The sequence below is a fragment of the Cupriavidus sp. 22TCCZM01-5 genome (genome assembly GCF_057798915.1).
On the sequence record NZ_JBYOJR010000008.1, the window covers coordinates 20,401 to 36,153 of the forward strand.

The 15,753-nt window shown below is 67.0% G+C and carries 12 protein-coding genes and 1 pseudogene; 3 read left to right on the top strand and 10 right to left on the bottom strand.

Annotation, left to right across the window (positions count from 1 at the left end; translation table 11 throughout):
- Positions 1-8 precede the first annotated feature (8 nt).
- On the bottom strand, positions 9-896 hold the full coding sequence (locus AC3FNH_RS09965) for a helix-turn-helix domain-containing protein (RefSeq protein ID WP_488719924.1): 888 nt from the start codon (positions 894-896) through the stop codon (positions 9-11).
- 123 nt (positions 897-1,019) lie between these two features.
- On the opposite strand from AC3FNH_RS09965, the gene pobA reads away from it, so the two are divergent.
- On the top strand, positions 1,020-2,189 hold the full coding sequence (gene pobA / locus AC3FNH_RS09970; RefSeq protein ID WP_276102342.1) for a 4-hydroxybenzoate 3-monooxygenase: 1,170 nt from the start codon (positions 1,020-1,022) through the stop codon (positions 2,187-2,189).
- Positions 2,190-2,284: 95 nt separating this feature from the next.
- On the opposite strand, the pseudogene AC3FNH_RS09975 reads toward pobA, so the two are convergent.
- The 8 genes and pseudogenes from AC3FNH_RS09975 to AC3FNH_RS10010 form a co-directional block, all read right to left on the bottom strand.
- Positions 2,285-2,434 (bottom strand): annotated as a pseudogene (locus tag AC3FNH_RS09975) (carbonic anhydrase); the annotation flags it as partial.
- A 53-nt stretch (positions 2,435-2,487) separates the two neighbouring features.
- Complete coding sequence (locus tag AC3FNH_RS09980) at positions 2,488-3,240, bottom strand: peptidylprolyl isomerase (RefSeq protein WP_488719925.1); 753 nt, start codon at positions 3,238-3,240, stop codon at positions 2,488-2,490.
- Between the two features lie 28 nt (positions 3,241-3,268).
- Positions 3,269-3,952, bottom strand: a complete 684-nt coding sequence (gene narI / locus AC3FNH_RS09985; protein ID WP_488719926.1) for a respiratory nitrate reductase subunit gamma — start codon at positions 3,950-3,952, stop codon at positions 3,269-3,271.
- 19 nt (positions 3,953-3,971) lie between these two features.
- Positions 3,972-4,646, bottom strand: coding sequence for a nitrate reductase molybdenum cofactor assembly chaperone (gene narJ / locus AC3FNH_RS09990; RefSeq protein WP_488719927.1), 675 nt, complete (start codon positions 4,644-4,646; stop codon positions 3,972-3,974).
- 18 nt (positions 4,647-4,664) lie between these two features.
- Positions 4,665-6,212 (bottom strand): nitrate reductase subunit beta, encoded by a 1,548-nt coding sequence (gene narH, locus AC3FNH_RS09995; RefSeq protein WP_488719928.1) that lies wholly within the window; start codon positions 6,210-6,212, stop codon positions 4,665-4,667.
- Positions 6,213-6,214: 2 nt separating this feature from the next.
- Positions 6,215-9,946, bottom strand: coding sequence for a nitrate reductase subunit alpha (locus AC3FNH_RS10000; protein WP_488719929.1), 3,732 nt, complete (start codon positions 9,944-9,946; stop codon positions 6,215-6,217).
- A gap of 174 nt (positions 9,947-10,120) precedes the next feature.
- Complete coding sequence (locus tag AC3FNH_RS10005) at positions 10,121-11,506, bottom strand: NarK family nitrate/nitrite MFS transporter (protein WP_488719930.1); 1,386 nt, start codon at positions 11,504-11,506, stop codon at positions 10,121-10,123.
- A 40-nt stretch (positions 11,507-11,546) separates the two neighbouring features.
- On the bottom strand, positions 11,547-12,836 hold the full coding sequence (locus AC3FNH_RS10010; protein WP_488719931.1) for an MFS transporter: 1,290 nt from the start codon (positions 12,834-12,836) through the stop codon (positions 11,547-11,549).
- 224 nt (positions 12,837-13,060) lie between these two features.
- On the opposite strand from AC3FNH_RS10010, the gene AC3FNH_RS10015 reads away from it, so the two are divergent.
- Together AC3FNH_RS10015 and AC3FNH_RS10020 are read left to right on the top strand one after the other, a co-directional pair.
- The gene (locus AC3FNH_RS10015; protein WP_488719932.1) at positions 13,061-14,281 is read left to right on the top strand and encodes an NnrS family protein; all 1,221 of its coding nucleotides are present in this window, start codon (positions 13,061-13,063) and stop codon (positions 14,279-14,281) included.
- 480 nt (positions 14,282-14,761) lie between these two features.
- Complete coding sequence (locus AC3FNH_RS10020; RefSeq protein WP_488719933.1) at positions 14,762-15,334, top strand: hypothetical protein; 573 nt, start codon at positions 14,762-14,764, stop codon at positions 15,332-15,334.
- Between the two features lie 44 nt (positions 15,335-15,378).
- Here AC3FNH_RS10020 and AC3FNH_RS10025 read toward each other — a convergent pair whose 3' ends face one another.
- Positions 15,379-15,690 carry an H-NS histone family protein gene (locus tag AC3FNH_RS10025; protein ID WP_276102334.1) on the bottom strand — a complete coding sequence of 104 codons (312 nt, stop codon included), beginning with the start codon at positions 15,688-15,690 and terminating at the stop codon, positions 15,379-15,381.
- Between the last annotated feature and the right edge of the window lie 63 nt (positions 15,691-15,753).

Genomic DNA, 15,753 nt, shown 5'->3' on the forward strand with positions numbered 1-15,753 from the left:
GGCGCGCTCTAGCGCGTCGCGAACGCCGGCAGCCGGGCGCGCCCCGACTGCCGGAACGCGGTCGGCGTCTGCCCGACCTGCTTCGCGAAGAAGCGCGAGAAGTAGGCCGCGTCGGCAAAGCCCAGCGACAGCGCGATGTGCTTGACCTCCAGGTCGCTGAACAGCAGGTCGCGCTGCGCCTGCGCCAGCACCCTGGCGTGGATCATCTGCAACGCGGACTGTCCGGCCATCTGCCGGCAGATCCGGTTGAGCTGCGTGGCCGTGATGCCGATGTCGCCGGCATAGTCGCCAATCTCCCTCTGTTCGCGATAGCCCGATTCCAGCAATTGCTGGAACTGCTGGAAGTGCCGCGCGGGCCGGCTGCTGCTGCGCGCCGCGGCCGGCGCCGCGGCATCGGCCAGCCGCGCAATGCCGATCAGCACCACGGTCAGCAGCGCTGACAGCGCGGCGCCGCGCCATGCGGACACGCCCTCCATTTCCCCGCGGAACAGCACCAGCGCATCGGCCAGCGCGTCGCTGCGCTGCACGCGGTCGTGGCGCGGGTGCTCGAACAAGGGCAGCGTGTCCGGCACGCCGGCCAGCAGCGTGCGCAGATGGCTGTCGGTCATGGTCACGACGATGCCGTCCGTATCGGGCCGGAACACGAAGCCGTGAATGTGCTGCGGCGGCACCATGACCAGCGAGCCGCTGCGCAGCGCTTCACGCCGCTCTTCCAGCAAGGCTTCGCCACCGCCCGCGTGGATGTACAGAATTTGCAGGAAGCGCTCATGCCGGTGCGGCTGGATCTCCCAGCCGTGCAGCTTGCTGCGCTGCGCAATCGATTCGAAATGCAGCTGGTCCAGTAGTGGCTCCGATGAACTGGTGCCGTACAGCGAATAGGTGGGAACGAGCTTCACGACGCATCAGTGTTTACCAGAGATGTTCGGATTGTCCTGTTCTTGGTTCGGTCTGTCCATTCCGGAAAGCACCCCTGGCCGCTATCTTTCCTACCATCAAAACAACGCATACGGAGACAAGCCATGCGCACCCAGGTCGCCATCATCGGCGCCGGCCCCGCCGGTCTTCTGCTCGGCCAGTTGCTTACTCGCTCGGGCATCGACAACATCATCGTGGAACAACGCAGCCCGGACTACGTGCTTGGGCGCATCCGCGCCGGCATCCTGGAAAGCGTGACCGTCGACGCGCTCGAGCGCGCGGGGGTTGCGGCGCGGCTGCATGAGGAAGGCCTGCCGCACGATGGCATCGAGCTGTCGTTCAACGGCCAGCGCCATCGCATCGACCTGCACGCGCTGACCGGGCGCAGGGTGACGGTGTACGGCCAGACCGAAGTCACGCGCGACCTGATGGCCGCGCGCCAGGCGGAGGGCACCACGACGATCTATGAGGCGTCCGACGTGAGCCTGCACGGCTTCGACGGCACGCGGCCGCTCGTACGCTATCGCAAGGACGGCGTCACGCATGAGATCGAATGCGATTACATCGCGGGCTGCGACGGCTTCCACGGCGTCAGCCGGCAGAGCGTGCCGGTCGCGTCGACGAAGTTGTTCGAACGCGTCTATCCGTTTGGCTGGCTTGGCATTCTGTCGGACACGCCGCCGGTTGCCGACGAACTGATCTACGCCGGCCACGAGCGCGGCTTCGCGCTGTGCAGCATGCGTTCGAAAGCACGCAGCCGCTATTACGTGCAGGTGCCGTCGACAGAGCGCGTCGAAGACTGGTCGGACGAGCGTTTCTGGGATGAGCTGCGCAGCCGGCTCGACCCGCAGGCCGCGCAGTCGCTGGTGACCGGCCCTTCGATCGAGAAAAGCATCGCGCCGCTGCGCAGCTTCGTATGCGAGCCGATGCGCTTCGGCCGGCTGTTCCTGGCCGGCGACGCCGCGCATATCGTGCCGCCGACCGGCGCCAAGGGCCTGAACCTGGCCGCGAGCGACGTGCTGTACCTGGCCGACGCGCTGGCCGCGCGCTATCGGCAGGACGACCCGCGCGAACTCGACGGCTATTCGGAGAAATGCCTGCGCCGCATCTGGAAGGCTGAGCGCTTCTCCTGGTGGATGACATCGCTGCTGCACCGCTTCCCCGACGCCGATGCGTTCTCGTCGCGCATCCAGCAGGCCGAACTCGACTACCTGGTCAGCTCCGAGGCCGCCTGCAAGGCGCTGGCCGAGAACTACGTCGGGCTGCCGTACTGAGGCGACCGAGGCCCCGCCGCGTCGGGCAACGACGCGAGCGCGCGCGCGTCGGCCAGCACCGCGCCGATCATGATCACCGCAGGGCTGGCCAGTCCTGGAAAGGTCTCAAGATTGCGCAGCGACACCAGGATGGCCGCCTGCTCGCAGGCACGCTGGCGTTGTGCGGCGCTGGCACCAGCCAGGGGCTCGTCGACGTGCCGGCGTGCGGGGCTGGCAATCCGCACCCACGGGCCGATGAAGTCCTTGCCGGCAGACGTTCGATCTCGTGCATGCCAGCGGGCTCCCGGAGTTGACGGTGCTATTGCACCAGCGGACCGTCGGCGCCTTCGAGCTCGATGCCGGTAATGCTGGCCCGGCCGATCAGCAGGCTCGCGTACTGCTTCCACGCACGGTCACGCGCGGCGTCCGACAGCGCACGCGCGATGTCCGCTCGCACCACGTCGAAGGGCAGGCGGTTGCCGCCGCAGCGGTCGAGCACGCGGACGATATGCAGCCCGAAGCGGGTCTCCACGAGCTGGGGCAATAAGCCCTGTGCTTGCGCGGAGAAGACCGCGCGTTCGAATTCCGGCGCAGTCTCGCCGCGGAACACACGGCCCAGGCGGCCACCGCCTGCGCCGCTCGGGCAGTTGGACAAGGCGCTGGCGTGGCTGGCGAAGGTCGACGGATCGCCCTTGACCAGCGCGAGCGTCTGCTGCGCGACCTCGCGCAGCGCGTCGAGCGGCACGCGCGGCGTGACCTGGAACAGGATGTGCTCGACCTCGACCCATTCGCCTTCGCGGAAGCGGTCGGGCCGGCTGTCGTAGTGGCGGCGGCAGCTGCTCTCGTCGGGGTCCGGCACGGGCGCCTCCTGCGCGAGCAGCGCCTGCGCCAGCGCGTCGTCATCCATATCGCCGCGGGCAATGCCCAGGCGTTCCGCCTCCGTGCGCATCAGGCGGCGCAGGATGGCGGATACCGTTGCCATCTGCGCCGGGTTGCGCGCGTCGCGGTGGTGGTCCATTTCACGTTCGATGTCGGCGTCGGTCAGTTCTACGCCATTGACGGTGACGGGCATGGTGTTCTCCGGTTTCGGTGCGCGCGGCTCAGCGGCTGCGCACGAGTTGCCAGGCGCGGCCTAGGTAGCCCACCGAGGCGAAGCCGCTCCACACGTGGACCAGCCGCGTGAACGGGAAGATCACGAACAGCGACATCCCCATGAACAGGTGGGCCTTGAACAGCAGCGGGGCATCGGCCACGAAGCTGGCCGCATCGCCGCGCAGCGTCACGATGTGCTGTGCCCAGGTCATCAGCAGCACCATCATGTGTCCGTCCATATGGCTGGCGGATTCGAAGATGGTGGACAGCCCCAGCAGCAGCGTGACCAGCAGCCACAGCAGCAGCACCTTGTCGCCGGCGCGGGTCACGGCGGAGACGCGCGCGTTGGTCAGGCGGCGATGCAGCAGGATCAGCAGGCCGGCCAGGCACATGGTGCCCATCACGCCACCGGCGGTCATCGCAACGGCCTGCTTGAAGCTGTGCGAAACACCGAGCGCGTCCCACACGGCCACGGGCGTGAGCAGCCCGACCAGGTGGCCGAAGAACAGGCCCAGGATGCCGACGTGGAACAGGATGTTGCCCGTGCGCAGGTTGCCGCGGTAGAGCACCTGGGAGCTGTCGGTCTTCCAGGTGTACTGTTCGCGCTCGAAGCGCGCCAGGCTGCCGAACAGGAAGATGGCCAGCGCGATATACGGGTAGATGCCGAAGAGGAATTGATGGATCAGGTTCATGGTCGTCACCTTGGCGTTCTCAGCAGACGGATGCCACCGGCGCGCGCTGCGCGGTGCCACGCGGGTAGAACTTCACGGCGTGCGCGCCGGTCGCGGGACCGAGCAGCGGCTCGACGCCGTCGGCGCCCGGGCCGAAGGTTTCGAGCGCTTCATCCATGTCGCGCACGGGCGGTTCCTGCTGCGGCTCGGGCTGCACGTCGGTCAGCGTGCGCAGCACCGTGAAGATGCCGGCATACGGGCTTTCGTTGCGCGCGAGCCGGTCGCCTACGGCGGCCAGCACATGGATGGCATCGCCAAGCAGCTGCTCGGCGCGTGCGTCCTTGCCGTCCGCGACGAGCGCGCCCAGGTACTCGAGGAACAGCGGCACGTAGTCGGGCAGCTCGGCCGCCGTCGGCTCGAAGCCGTCGCGCCGGTATTCCTCGATCAGGTCGACCATGGCCTGTCCGCGGTCGCGGCTTTCGCCGTGGACGTGCTCGAACAGGTGAAGCGAATGCGCGGGATTGCGGTCGAACGTGGCGACGTAGTTCTCCTGCAGCGCGATCAGTGCTTCGCCGCGCAGCAGGCGCATCAGCGGCGCGAGCATGTCGCGCGCCTGCGGCCATTCGGCAAGGGCCTCGCCGATCTCGGGCAGGCTGTCGAGCAGGGCCTCCTCCGGGTAGCAGAGCAGGGCGCTGAGGATAGGGTAAAGGGGCATGTCGGTTCTCCTGTCTGGTCAGCCTGCGAACGCCTTGCGCGAACGCGGCAGGGCCGCGTAGGCAATGGCTGGCTTCGGCTTCTTGCCGAACAGCGTGCCTTCCGAAGTGCCGCCCGAGCAGCCGTTGCCGAAGGTGAAGCCGCAGCTTGCCTTGTCGCTGAAGCTGTCCTCGACCATTTCCTTGTGCGACGACGGGATGACGAAGCGGTCTTCATAGTTGGCGATGGCCATGGTCTGGTACATGTCTTCGACCTGCGCCGGCGTCAGGCCGACCTGCTCCAGCACGGCCAGGTCCTGCATGCCGTCCACGACCTGCGAGCGCTTGTAGGCGCGCATCGCCAGCATGCGGTCGAGCGCCGACAGCACCGGCATCACGTCGCCCGCGGTCAGCAGGTTGGCCAGGTACTTCACGGGGATGCGCAGGCTCTTCACGTCCGGGATCACGCCGTTCATGCCCATGTGGCTAGCCTCGGCGGCGGACTGGATCGGCGACAGCGGCGGGATGTACCAGACCATCGGCAGCGTGCGGTATTCGGGGTGCAGCGGGAAGGCGACCTTCCATTCGCACGCCATCTTGTAGACCGGCGACTTGCGCGCGGCATCGAGCCAGCTCTGTGGAATGCCCTGGCGGTGCGCTTCGGCCTGCACGGCCGGGTCGTGCGGGTCGAGGAACACGTCGAGCTGCGACTGGTACAGGTCGCGTTCGTCGGCCACCGATGCCGCTTGTTCGATACGGTCCGCGTCATAGAGCATCACGCCCAGATAACGGATGCGGCCAACACAGGTTTCCGAGCACACGGTGGGCTGGCCGGCCTCGATGCGCGGATAGCAGAACAGGCACTTCTCGGCCTTGCCGCTCTGCCAGTTGAAGTAGATCTTCTTGTACGGGCAGCCCGAGATGCACATGCGCCAGCCGCGGCACTTGTCCTGGTCGACCAGCACGATGCCGTCGTCCTCGCGCTTGTAGATCGAGCCCGACGGGCACGACGCCACGCAGGCCGGGTTCAGGCAGTGCTCGCACAGGCGCGGCAGGTACATCATGAAGGTGTTCTCGAAGGTCGAGTACATCTCCTTCTGCACGTCGTCGAACAGCTTGTCGCGGCCACGCGAGCTGAATTCGCCGCCGAGGTCGTCTTCCCAGTTCGGACCCCATTCGATCTTTTCCATCTTGCGGCCGGTCAGCACGGACACCGGGCGCGCGGTCGGCGGGGTCTGCACGAGCGGTGCCTTCTGCAGGTGCTCGTAGTCGTAGGTGAACGGCTCGTAGTAGTCGTCGATCTGTGGCAGGTTCGGGTTGGCGAACAGGTTCGCCAGGATCTTCAGCTTGCCGCCCTGGCGCGGCTCGAGGCTGCCGTCGGCATTGCGCTTCCAGCCGCCCTGCCACTTGTCCTGGTTCTCCCATTCCTTCGGGTAGCCGATGCCGGGCTTGGTTTCGACATTGTTGAACCACGCGTACTCGATGCCGTCACGGCTGGTCCACACGTTCTTGCAGGTTACGGAGCAGGTATGGCAGCCGATGCACTTGTCTAGGTTCAGCACCATGGCTACCTGGGCACGGATCTTCATTCTCAGGCTCCTTCCTTCACAGTTTCCACGAGCGGCCCTTCCAGCCAGTCGACCTTGTTCATCTTGCGCAGGATCACGAACTCGTCGCGGTTGCTGCCGACGGTGCCGTAGTAGTTGAAGCCGTAGGCGAGCTGCGCGTAGCCGCCGATCATGTGCGTGGGCTTGGTCACCGCACGCGTGACCGAGTTATGGATGCCACCGCGCATGCGGCTGGTTTCGGCACCCGGTACGTTCACGATCTTTTCCTGGGCGTGGTACATCAGGCACATGCCCTGCGGCACACGCTGCGACACCACCACGCGGCCGGTCAGCGTGCCGTTGACGTTGAACACTTCGACCCAGTCGTTGTCGCGGATGCCGTTGGCCTTGGCCTCGACTTCCGAGATCCATACGTGCGGGCCGCCGCGCGACAGCGTCAGCATGCGCAGATTGTCCGAGTAGGTGGAGTGGATGCCCCACTTCTGGTGCGGCGTGATCCAGTTCAGCACCAGCTCCGGGTTGCCGTTCGGCTTCTTGCCGAGCATCGGGCTGACCGTTTTGGTGTCGATGGCCGGCTTGTACACGGCCGAGCCTTCGCCAAAGTCGAGCATCCAGCGGTGGTCCTGCCAGAACTGCTGGCGGCCGGTGAGCGTGCGCCAGGGGATCAGCTCATGCACGTTGGTATAGCCGGCGTTGTAGCTGACTTCTTCCGACTCCAGCCCCGACCATGTCGGCGCGGAGATGATCTTGCGCGGCTGCGCCTGCACGTCGCGGAAGCGGATCTTGTCGTGCTCGCGGCCCTCGGCCAGGTGCGTATGGTCGCGGCCGGTGATCTTCGACAGCGCATCCCACGCCTTCACGGCGACATGACCGTTGGTCTCGGGCGCGAAGGTCAGGATCATCTCGGCGGCGTCGATCGCGGTTTCCAGCTTCGGGCGGCCGTGGCTCACGCCGTGCTCGGTCACCGTCTTGCTGAGTTCGCCGATCTCCTTGACCTCGTGCTTCGTATCCCAGTTGATGCCCTTGCCGCCGTTGCCCATCTTGTCGAGCAGCGGGCCGATCGAGGTGAATTTCTTGTAGATGTCGGCGTAGTTGCGCTCGACCACGGTCATCGACGGCGCGGTCCTGCCGGGGATCAGGTCGCACTCGCCGTGCTTCCAGTCCTTCGGTTCGAACGGCTGGCCGAGTTCGCCCGGGGTGTCGTGCAGCAGCGGTGTGCAGACCAGGTCCTTGCGCGTGCCGAGGTAAGGGCCGGCGATCTCGCTGAATGTCTTCGCGATGGCCTTGTAGATCTCCCAGTCGGTCTTGCTTTCCCACAGCGGCTGCACGGCTTCGGACAGCGGGTGGATGAACGGGTGCATGTCGGACGTGTTGAGGTCGTCCTTCTCGTACCAGGTGGCCGTGGGCAACACGATATCGCCGTACAGGCAGGTGGTGCTCATGCGGAAGTCGAGCACGGTCAGCAGGTCGAGCTTGCCTTCGGCGGCCGGGCGGACCTTGACTTCGCTCGGCTTGATGGCGTCGTCCTCGTCGCCGAACACGGCGTTCTGCGTGCCGAGCAGGTACTTGAGGAAATACTCGTGACCCTTTCCCGAGCTGCCCAGGATGTTCGAGCGCCACACGAACATATTGCGCGGGAAGTTGGCGGGGTTGTCCGGGTCGTCGCAGGCGAACTGCAGGTTGCCGGACTTCAGTTGCTCGACGGTGTACGCAACCGGGTCCTTGCCGGCGCGCTCGGCCGCATCGACCACGTCGAGCGGGTTGGAACCGAGCTGCGGCGCCGACGGCAGCCAGCCCATGCGTTCGGACTTGGCGTTCAGGTCCAGCAGCGACAGCTTGCCGTACTTGTTCCGGTCGGCGGTCGGCGACAGGATTTCGTCGACGCCGAGCTTCTCGTGGCGCCACTGGCTGGTGTGGTTGTAGAAGAACGAGGTGCCGTTCATCTGGCGCGGCGGGCGCGACCAGTCCAGCCCGAACGCAAGCGGTGCCCAGCCGAACTGCGGACGCAGCTTTTCCTGGCCGACATAATGGGCCCAGCCGCCGCCGCTCTTGCCGATGCAGCCGCACATCATCAGCAGGTTGATGATGCCGCGGTAGATCATGTCGTTGTGGTACCAGTGGTTCAGCGCCGCGCCGACGATGACCATGCTCTTGCCCTGCGTGCGGTCCGCGTTGTCGGCGAACTCGCGCGCCACCTGGATGACCAGCGTCGGCGGCACCGAGGTGTGCTTCTCCTGCCAGGCGGGCGTGTAAGGCACGTCATCGTCATAGGACGTGGCCACGTTCGGGCCGCCCAGGCCCTGGTCGACGCCGTAGTTGGCCAGCTGCAGGTCATACACCGTGGCAACCAGCGCGGTGGTGCCGTCGGCCAGCGTCACGCGGCGGGCCGGCACGCGGCGGCGCAGCAGCGCGTCGTGCTCGCCGCCGAAGTACGCGAAGCCGACTTCGGCCACTTCATCATGGCTGCCCAGCAGCGACAGGCGTGGGTCGATGTTGCGGCCGCTGCCGCCGTCCTTCATTTCCAGGTTCCAGCGGCCGACCTTCTCGCCGCCGTTGTGCGCGCCCTCGCCCCAGCGGAAGCCGATGGAACCATTGGGCGCGACGATATCGCCGGTCATGTCGTCGACCAGCAGGGTCTTCCAGTCCGGATGGTTGGCTTCGCCGAGGTTATCGGCCAGGTGCGAGGCACGCAGGAAGTGGTCGGGCACCAGCGTGCCGTGGTTGTCGCGCAGCAGCACCAGCATCGGCATGTCGGTGTACTGCTTGATGTAGTCGCGGAAGTAGGCGGACTTGCGGCTGACGTGGAACTCCTTGAGCACGACATGGCCCATGGCCATGGCGAGCGCGGCGTCGGTACCCTGTTTCGGGGCAAGCCAGATGTCGCCGAACTTGACCATCTCGCCGAAGTCGGAAGACACGGCCACGGTCTTGGTGCCCTTGTAGCGGACCTCGGTGTAGAAGTGGGCATCCGGCGTGCGTGTCTGCGGTACGTTCGAGCCCCACACCATCAGGTAGGTGGAGTTGTACCAGTCGGCCGACTCGGGCACGTCGGTCTGCTCGCCCCAGATCTGCGGGCTCGCCGGCGGCAGGTCGCAGTACCAGTCATAGAACGACAGGCAGGCGCCGCCGAGCAGGCTCAGGTAGCGCGCGCCGGCGGCGTAGGACACCATCGACATCGCCGGGATCGGCGAGAAGCCGATCACGCGGTCCGGGCCGAACTTCTTGACGGTGAAAGCGTTGGCGGCCGCGATGATCTCGGTCGCGGTGTTCCAGTCGGCGCGCACGAAGCCGCCCTGGCCGCGCACGCTCTTGTAGCGCCTGGCCTTCTCGGGGTCCTGGCTGATCGATTCCCAGGCGGCGATCGGGTCCATGGTCTTGCGGGCCTCGCGCCACATCTCCATCAGGCGGCCGCGGATCATCGGGTACTTCACGCGCTGCGCTGCATAGACGTACCAGCTGTACGAGGCGCCGCGCGGGCAGCCGCGCGGCTCATGGTTGGGCAGGTCGGGGCGGGTGCGCGGGTAGTCGGTCTGCTGGGTTTCCCAGGTGATCAGGCCGTTCTTCACGTACACCTTCCACGAGCACGAGCCCGTGCAGTTCACGCCGTGCGTGGAGCGCACGATCTTGTCGTGCTGCCAGCGGCTGCGGTAGCCGTCTTCCCACTTGCGGTCTTCATTCACCACCGCGCCGTGCCCGTCCGAGTACGTGGACTTGACGCGCGACATGAACTTCAGTCGATCCAGAAAGTGACTCATCTCTTGTTCTCCGCGAATGCTAGCTGCTGGCGGCACACGGCCGTTGCAGGGACACTCGTAGCTTATGGGGGAGGCATGTGCGCGCCAATTCGCTGGTGGAACAGGCCGCGCGGTGCGTTCGGGCTAGTCGGCGGGGGCCGGCCTAGTTCTGTCGAACTAGGCCGGCCGGCAGGATCAGCAGGGCATGGCCGCATTGCGGCGCGCGTAGCACCACCACGTCACCAGCACGCAGCTCACGTAGAAGGCGATGAAGCAGTACAGCGCGGCGTCGGCCGAGCCGGTCAGCTCCAGCGAGGTGCCGAAGCTCTTGGGGATGAAGAAGCCGCCATAGGCGCCGATCGCGCCGGAGAAGCCGAGCACGGCGGCCGATTCCTTGCCGGCTTCCTGCAGCGCCTGCTTCTGCGCGAGGTCGCCCTTGCCGGCGGCGGCGCGCTGGCGCTCCGTGAGGAAGATCACCGGGATCATGCGGAAGGTCGAACCGTTGCCGATGCCGGTCAGCGCGAACAGCGCGACGAAGGCGGCCAGGAAGGCCGGGAAGCTGCCTGCTGCGCCATCATGCGGCAGCGCGGCCAGCACGGCGAACACCGCGACGATCATGCCGACGAAGGTCCACAGCGTCACGCGGGCGCCGCCGAGCTTGTCGGAGATCCAGCCGCCCACGGGGCGCGTCAGCGCGCCGACCAGGGGCCCCAGGAAGGCATAGGCGGTCGGGTTCACACCCGGGAACTGCGACTTGGTCAGCAGTGCCAGGCCGGCCGAGAAGCCGATGAACGAGCCGAACGTGCCCACGTACAGCCAGCACATCAGCCAGTTGTGCTTGCGCTTGAAGATAATGGCCTGGTCGGCAAAGGAAGCCTTGGCGTCGGCGATGTCATGCATGCCAAACCACGCGGCCAGCGAAGACACCACGATGAACGGCACCCAGATGAAGCCTGCATTTTGCAGCCAGAGGCTCTGCGTGGCGCCGCCTGCCTGGTATTGCTGGGGATCTCCGCCGAGCGTGCCAAACACTGCCAGCGATACGACGAGCGGGGTGATGAACTGCACCACCGACACGCCCAGGTTGCCGATGCCCGCGTTCAGGCCCGTGGCCAGCCCCTTCTTCGCCTTCGGGAAGAAGAAGCTGATATTGGCCATCGACGAGCTGAAGTTGGCGCCGCCCAGCCCGCACAGTAGCGCGAGCGCGAGCAGCGTCGGGTAGCTCATGGACGGGTCGCGCAGCGCGAAGCCCATGCCGAGCGCGGGAATCAGCAGCAGCGCGGTGGAGATCGCGGTGAAGCGCCGGCCGCCGAACACCGGCACCAGGAACGAGTAGAAGATGCGCAGCGTGGCGCCGGACAGCGCGGGCAGCGCGGTCAGCCAGAACAGCTGGTTCTTGGTGAACTGGAAGCCGGCGCGGTCGAGGTTGACCGCGACCACGCTCCACAGCATCCAGACCACGAAGGCCAGCATCAGTGCGGGGATCGAGATCCACAGGTTGCGGTAAGCAATGCGTTCGCCGGTGTCTTGCCAGAACGAAGTGTTCTCAGGCTCCCAGCGCGTTAGTACGGAGGTGGACATGACAGTGTGCTTGAGTGGAATGAGTTGTCAGGGGGAGGCGTCACGCCGCTTGCGTGAGGCCGACGGCTTGTTCCTTGCGCCGGCGCTCGGCGCGCTGGCTGTAGTGCATCCAGACCAGGCTGACGCACACGGTGCCGTACATCAGCATGAAGCAGCTGCTGCGCACGCCGGTGAGATCGGCCAGCGCGCCGAACAGGATCGGCAGCACGAAGCCGCCCAGCCCGCCGGCCAGGCCCACCACGCCGGAGACGGCGCCGATGTTGTGCGTGAAATCGTTCGAGATGAACTTGAAGACCGAGGCCTTGCCGATGGCGAACGCAATGCCGACCACGAACAGCAGGAAGGTGAACACCGTCGGCGTGAGCGCAATGCGGAAGCTCTGCGGGCCCGTGGTGGTGTGGATCACGAAGTCGGTCTGCGGGTAGCTCAGCAGGAAAAAGCCGACCCAGCTCACCCACATCACCCACCAGGTGGTGCGGTGCGCACCGTAGCGGTCGGAGATCCAGCCGCCGATCGCGCGCAGCACGCCGCCCGGCAGCGAGAAGCACGCCGCCATGAACGCGGCCACCTTCATGTCGAAGCCGTACTCGCCGATGTAGTACTTGGTCATCCACAGCGACAGGCCGACATAGCCGCCGAACACGACCGAGTAGTACTGCGAGTAGCGCCACACGCGCGGGTCGCGCAACATGGCGAACTGCTCGCGCCAGCCGGTGCTGGACGATACGCGGTGGGCGGGATTGCTGCGCGATCCGATCCAGAACACGACGGCCGTCACCAGCATCGCCACCGAGTACACGCGCGGCACGATTTCCCACGTGCCCGCGGCCAGGATCAGCGCGGGCGCGACGAACTTGGTCAGCGCGGCGCCCGAGTTGCCGGCGCCGAAGATGCCCATGGCCAGCCCCTGGCGCGAACGCGGGAACCAGCGCGCGACGTAGGGCGTGCCCACCGAGAACGAACCGCCGGCCAGGCCCACGAACAGGCCCAGCACGAGCAGCTGCCACAGGGTGTGCGCGTACGAGATCAGCCAGATCGGGATGACCGTGGCCAGCATCAGCGCGAAGAAGACGACGCGGCCGCCGTAGCGGTCGGTCCAGATGCCGAGCGGCACGCGGATCAGCGAGCCGCTCAGCACGGGCGTGGCGGCCAGCAGGCCGAACTCGGTCTCGTTGAGTCCGAGCTCTTTCTTGAGCGGGATGCCGAGGACGGCGAACAGCATCCAGACGGCGAAGCAGATGGTGAAGGCGAAGGTGCTCGATGCCAGCGTCGTCCATGCTCCGGGAGGGACGGGCTCCGGCATTCGCGCCGCGCGTGTGGGGGTGGCCATGGCCATGCTCCTGTGTCAACTTTGACGGGATGACGCCAGAGTAGGCACGGGCGTTACGGCTGACCATTCGCCGGGAGCACAGGCCGCCACGCCACGGAACCTGCTGGTGGAGCTAGTTCCATCGGCGGAGGACGACGGCGGCATCAGGGTGCTATCGTGGTCGCAGCCCGCCTGGACACGGCATCAACCCGTGACAAGGATCAAATTTCTCGCACGCGCCCATCATGGAAACCATCCCTATCCTGCCCGCTCGCGGCCCGCGCAAGTCGCCGGAAGCCGGTCCGCCACCGCGCGGTTTCGCTCTGTTCGCGCTCGGTTTCCGGCCGTTCTACCTGGGCGGCGCGGTGTTCGCGGCGATCGCCGTGGCCGTATGGGCGGCCATGTTCGGCGGCATGGCGGGCATGGCGCCGTCTGGCGCCTTGCCGCCGATGCTGTGGCACGCCCATGAGATGGTGTTCGGCTTTGCCGCGGCCATCGTGGTGGGCTTCCTGTTCACGGCCGGGCGCGCGTGGACCGGGCAACCGACGCCGACCGGCGCGCCGCTGGCCTGCCTGTTCGCGCTGTGGCTGGCCGGGCGCGGTGCCATGTGGTTCGGTACGGGCGCTCTGGCGGCGTGGATCGACTGCGCGTTCCTGCCGCTCGCCGCGCTCGCATTCACGCGTACGCTGGTCAGGGGCGGCAACCGCCGCAACTATCCGCTGGCGTTCGCGCTATGGCTGCTGGCGCTGGCCAATGCGTCGAGCCTCGGGCTGCAGGCCGCAGGCCACACCGACGCGGCACTGCGCGCCTGCCAGGCCGGGGTTGCGCTGATCACGCTGTTCGTGATCGTGATCGGCGGCCGCGTGATCCCGATGTTCACGACCAACGCCGTTCCCGGCTTCCGCCTGCGCCAGTATCCGAAGGTCGACCGGCTGGTGGTGCCGGCCGCGGTGCTGGGCCTGCTGGCCGGGCTGTTGCCGTTGCCGGGATGGCTGTCGGCCGTGCTGTCCTTGCCGGCCGCCGTGGCGCTCGGCATCCGCGTGGCCGGCTGGCGCGGCTACGCGGTCGGAAACCGGCCGCTGCAGTGGTCCCTGCACCTGGCCTATGCGTGGCTGCCGCTGGCCTTCGTGCTGCAGGCCGCCGCCAGATTGGGGCTGGTGATGCCGGCTATCGCCACGCATGCGCTCACGGTTGGCGTGCTTGGTGGCGCGATCATCGCCATGGTCACGCGCACGGCGCTGGGACATACAGGGCGGATGCTGGCGGCGGGGCGTGCGGAGACCGCGGCCTACTGGCTGGTGGCAGCGGCCGCCGTACTGCGCGTCATCGGGCCGCTGCTGTGGCCGGCCTGGTACCTGCACTGGATATACGGTGGGGCCGGCTGCTGGGCGGTCGGGTTCGTGATCTACGCGGTGGTCTACGCGCCGCGGCTGGCGCGGCCCAGGATCGACGGGAAGGCAGGCTGACGGGACCCGGCTAGGAATGCCTTCGCTCGCGACGCCCGGGATGCCGAAGATGACGGCAACGGCAGACTGGCTGTGGATGGCGAAGGGCTAGGGTGCTTGCGGATTGCAGGCTGGATTTTTCGGTGGCGGTGGCCAGCTGGGACTGGTGGCGCGGTCTGGAGGTTTGATTGCTGCATTGCACCACGCGACGCCAGAATGCGCGATCATCGCGGAGCAGGGCTGTGCGCTGGTCGAAGGCCGCAGCGTGGCGCAAACCGGATGCCTAAAAAATGGGCGGTCCGGTGCGTTGGCGCACAGACTGGGCGTTCCGGGGGAGACGCGCGAGGATATCCACAGATTCTGTGGATATCCTTGTCGGATTTTCAACGTGGGTTTCTACCAACGACGGGCCCTCCGGCTTGGGCGTATGCTGGGCGATCCGCCCCGGCCTGCCGCTTGCCGTTCGGCGACCCGGCATGCATTCCCTTTCCTCCAGACACCATGCGAAACCACGGGCCGACGGCAGTACCGATCCTGACCATGCTGGCTGGTGCCGTCATGGCGGCCGGCTGCGTGGCGCAGTACCGCGTGCCGTCCGGCGCTCCGGTGGCCAGCGTGCGCCTGATGACGGATACCGATGACAACACCACCTTCACGGTGGTGGATCCCGCCAAATGCCCGGCCCCGGCCCGCCCGCTGGTCCTGGCCGGGACCGGCAAGCAGCTTTCGGCGATCGGGCGGGACCGTGGGCTCGAGATGGCCGGGACCTCGCCCGAGCCGCCGGCGCGCACGCGGGAGCGCCAGGTGGAGGCGGGCCGGAGGATCTATGTGGGCGTGAGTTCGACCGCTGCGCCGCCCCTGCCGGAACTGCGCTGCGCGGCGGGGGTGTCGTTCGTGCCCGCGCCGGGGGCGCAATACGAAATCCGCTATAAGCGTGACGAAACCGCGAGCCAGTGCTCGGCCCAGGTGCTGCGCCTGCAACCGCTGCCGTCAGGCGGTGCACGGCCGGTGGCCGAACCGACGCAGCAGGGCTTCCGCGCGCTGAGGAAGGAATACGTGTGCCAGGCGTCCTGACGGCGCCCGGCCGGGCCTGCCCCTGACGGGGCGGCCGCGCGGGATTACGACTCGATCAGGAAACGTTCCGGGCGCTTGCCCAGCCATGCCGGGGCACGGCCGCGACCCGACCAGGTCTTGCCGGTCTTCGGGTCCATATACTTCGGCGGCAGCGGAGCGTGCTCCGCCTTCTTGATGCTCGAACCGGCCGGCCGGCCACGGCCGCGGCGCGGCGCGATGTCGTCTGCAGTCAGGCCATATTCGGCCATCAGCGAGCGGATCTGGTCGATTACGCCGGCGACTTCCGTCGCCCTGACTTCATTGAGCTTGGCTTCGAGCGCTTCTTTTTCTGCAAGGAGTTGCTTGTATGTCGCCATTTATATTCCCCTTTTTCGGCAATTGACCGCTGCATAGTACTGCAAACTACCTGCGGATATGAC

What these genes read in the sequence shown, in the direction of transcription:
- pobA (WP_276102342.1), top strand. Translation starts at nt 1,020, where the DNA reads ATGCGCACCCAGGTCGCCATCATCGGCGCCGGCCCCGCCGGTCTTCTG.
- AC3FNH_RS09980 (WP_488719925.1), bottom strand. Translation starts at nt 3,240, where the DNA reads ATGCCCGTCACCGTCAATGGCGTAGAACTGACCGACGCCGACATCGAA.
- narI (WP_488719926.1), bottom strand. Translation starts at nt 3,952, where the DNA reads ATGAACCTGATCCATCAATTCCTCTTCGGCATCTACCCGTATATCGCG.
- narJ (WP_488719927.1), bottom strand. Translation starts at nt 4,646, where the DNA reads ATGCCCCTTTACCCTATCCTCAGCGCCCTGCTCTGCTACCCGGAGGAG.
- narH (WP_488719928.1), bottom strand. Translation starts at nt 6,212, where the DNA reads ATGAAGATCCGTGCCCAGGTAGCCATGGTGCTGAACCTAGACAAGTGC.
- AC3FNH_RS10000 (WP_488719929.1), bottom strand. Translation starts at nt 9,946, where the DNA reads ATGAGTCACTTTCTGGATCGACTGAAGTTCATGTCGCGCGTCAAGTCC.
- AC3FNH_RS10005 (WP_488719930.1), bottom strand. Translation starts at nt 11,506, where the DNA reads ATGTCCACCTCCGTACTAACGCGCTGGGAGCCTGAGAACACTTCGTTC.
- AC3FNH_RS10010 (WP_488719931.1), bottom strand. Translation starts at nt 12,836, where the DNA reads ATGGCCACCCCCACACGCGCGGCGCGAATGCCGGAGCCCGTCCCTCCC.
- AC3FNH_RS10015 (WP_488719932.1), top strand. Translation starts at nt 13,061, where the DNA reads ATGGAAACCATCCCTATCCTGCCCGCTCGCGGCCCGCGCAAGTCGCCG.
- AC3FNH_RS10020 (WP_488719933.1), top strand. Translation starts at nt 14,762, where the DNA reads ATGCGAAACCACGGGCCGACGGCAGTACCGATCCTGACCATGCTGGCT.
- AC3FNH_RS10025 (WP_276102334.1), bottom strand. Translation starts at nt 15,690, where the DNA reads ATGGCGACATACAAGCAACTCCTTGCAGAAAAAGAAGCGCTCGAAGCC.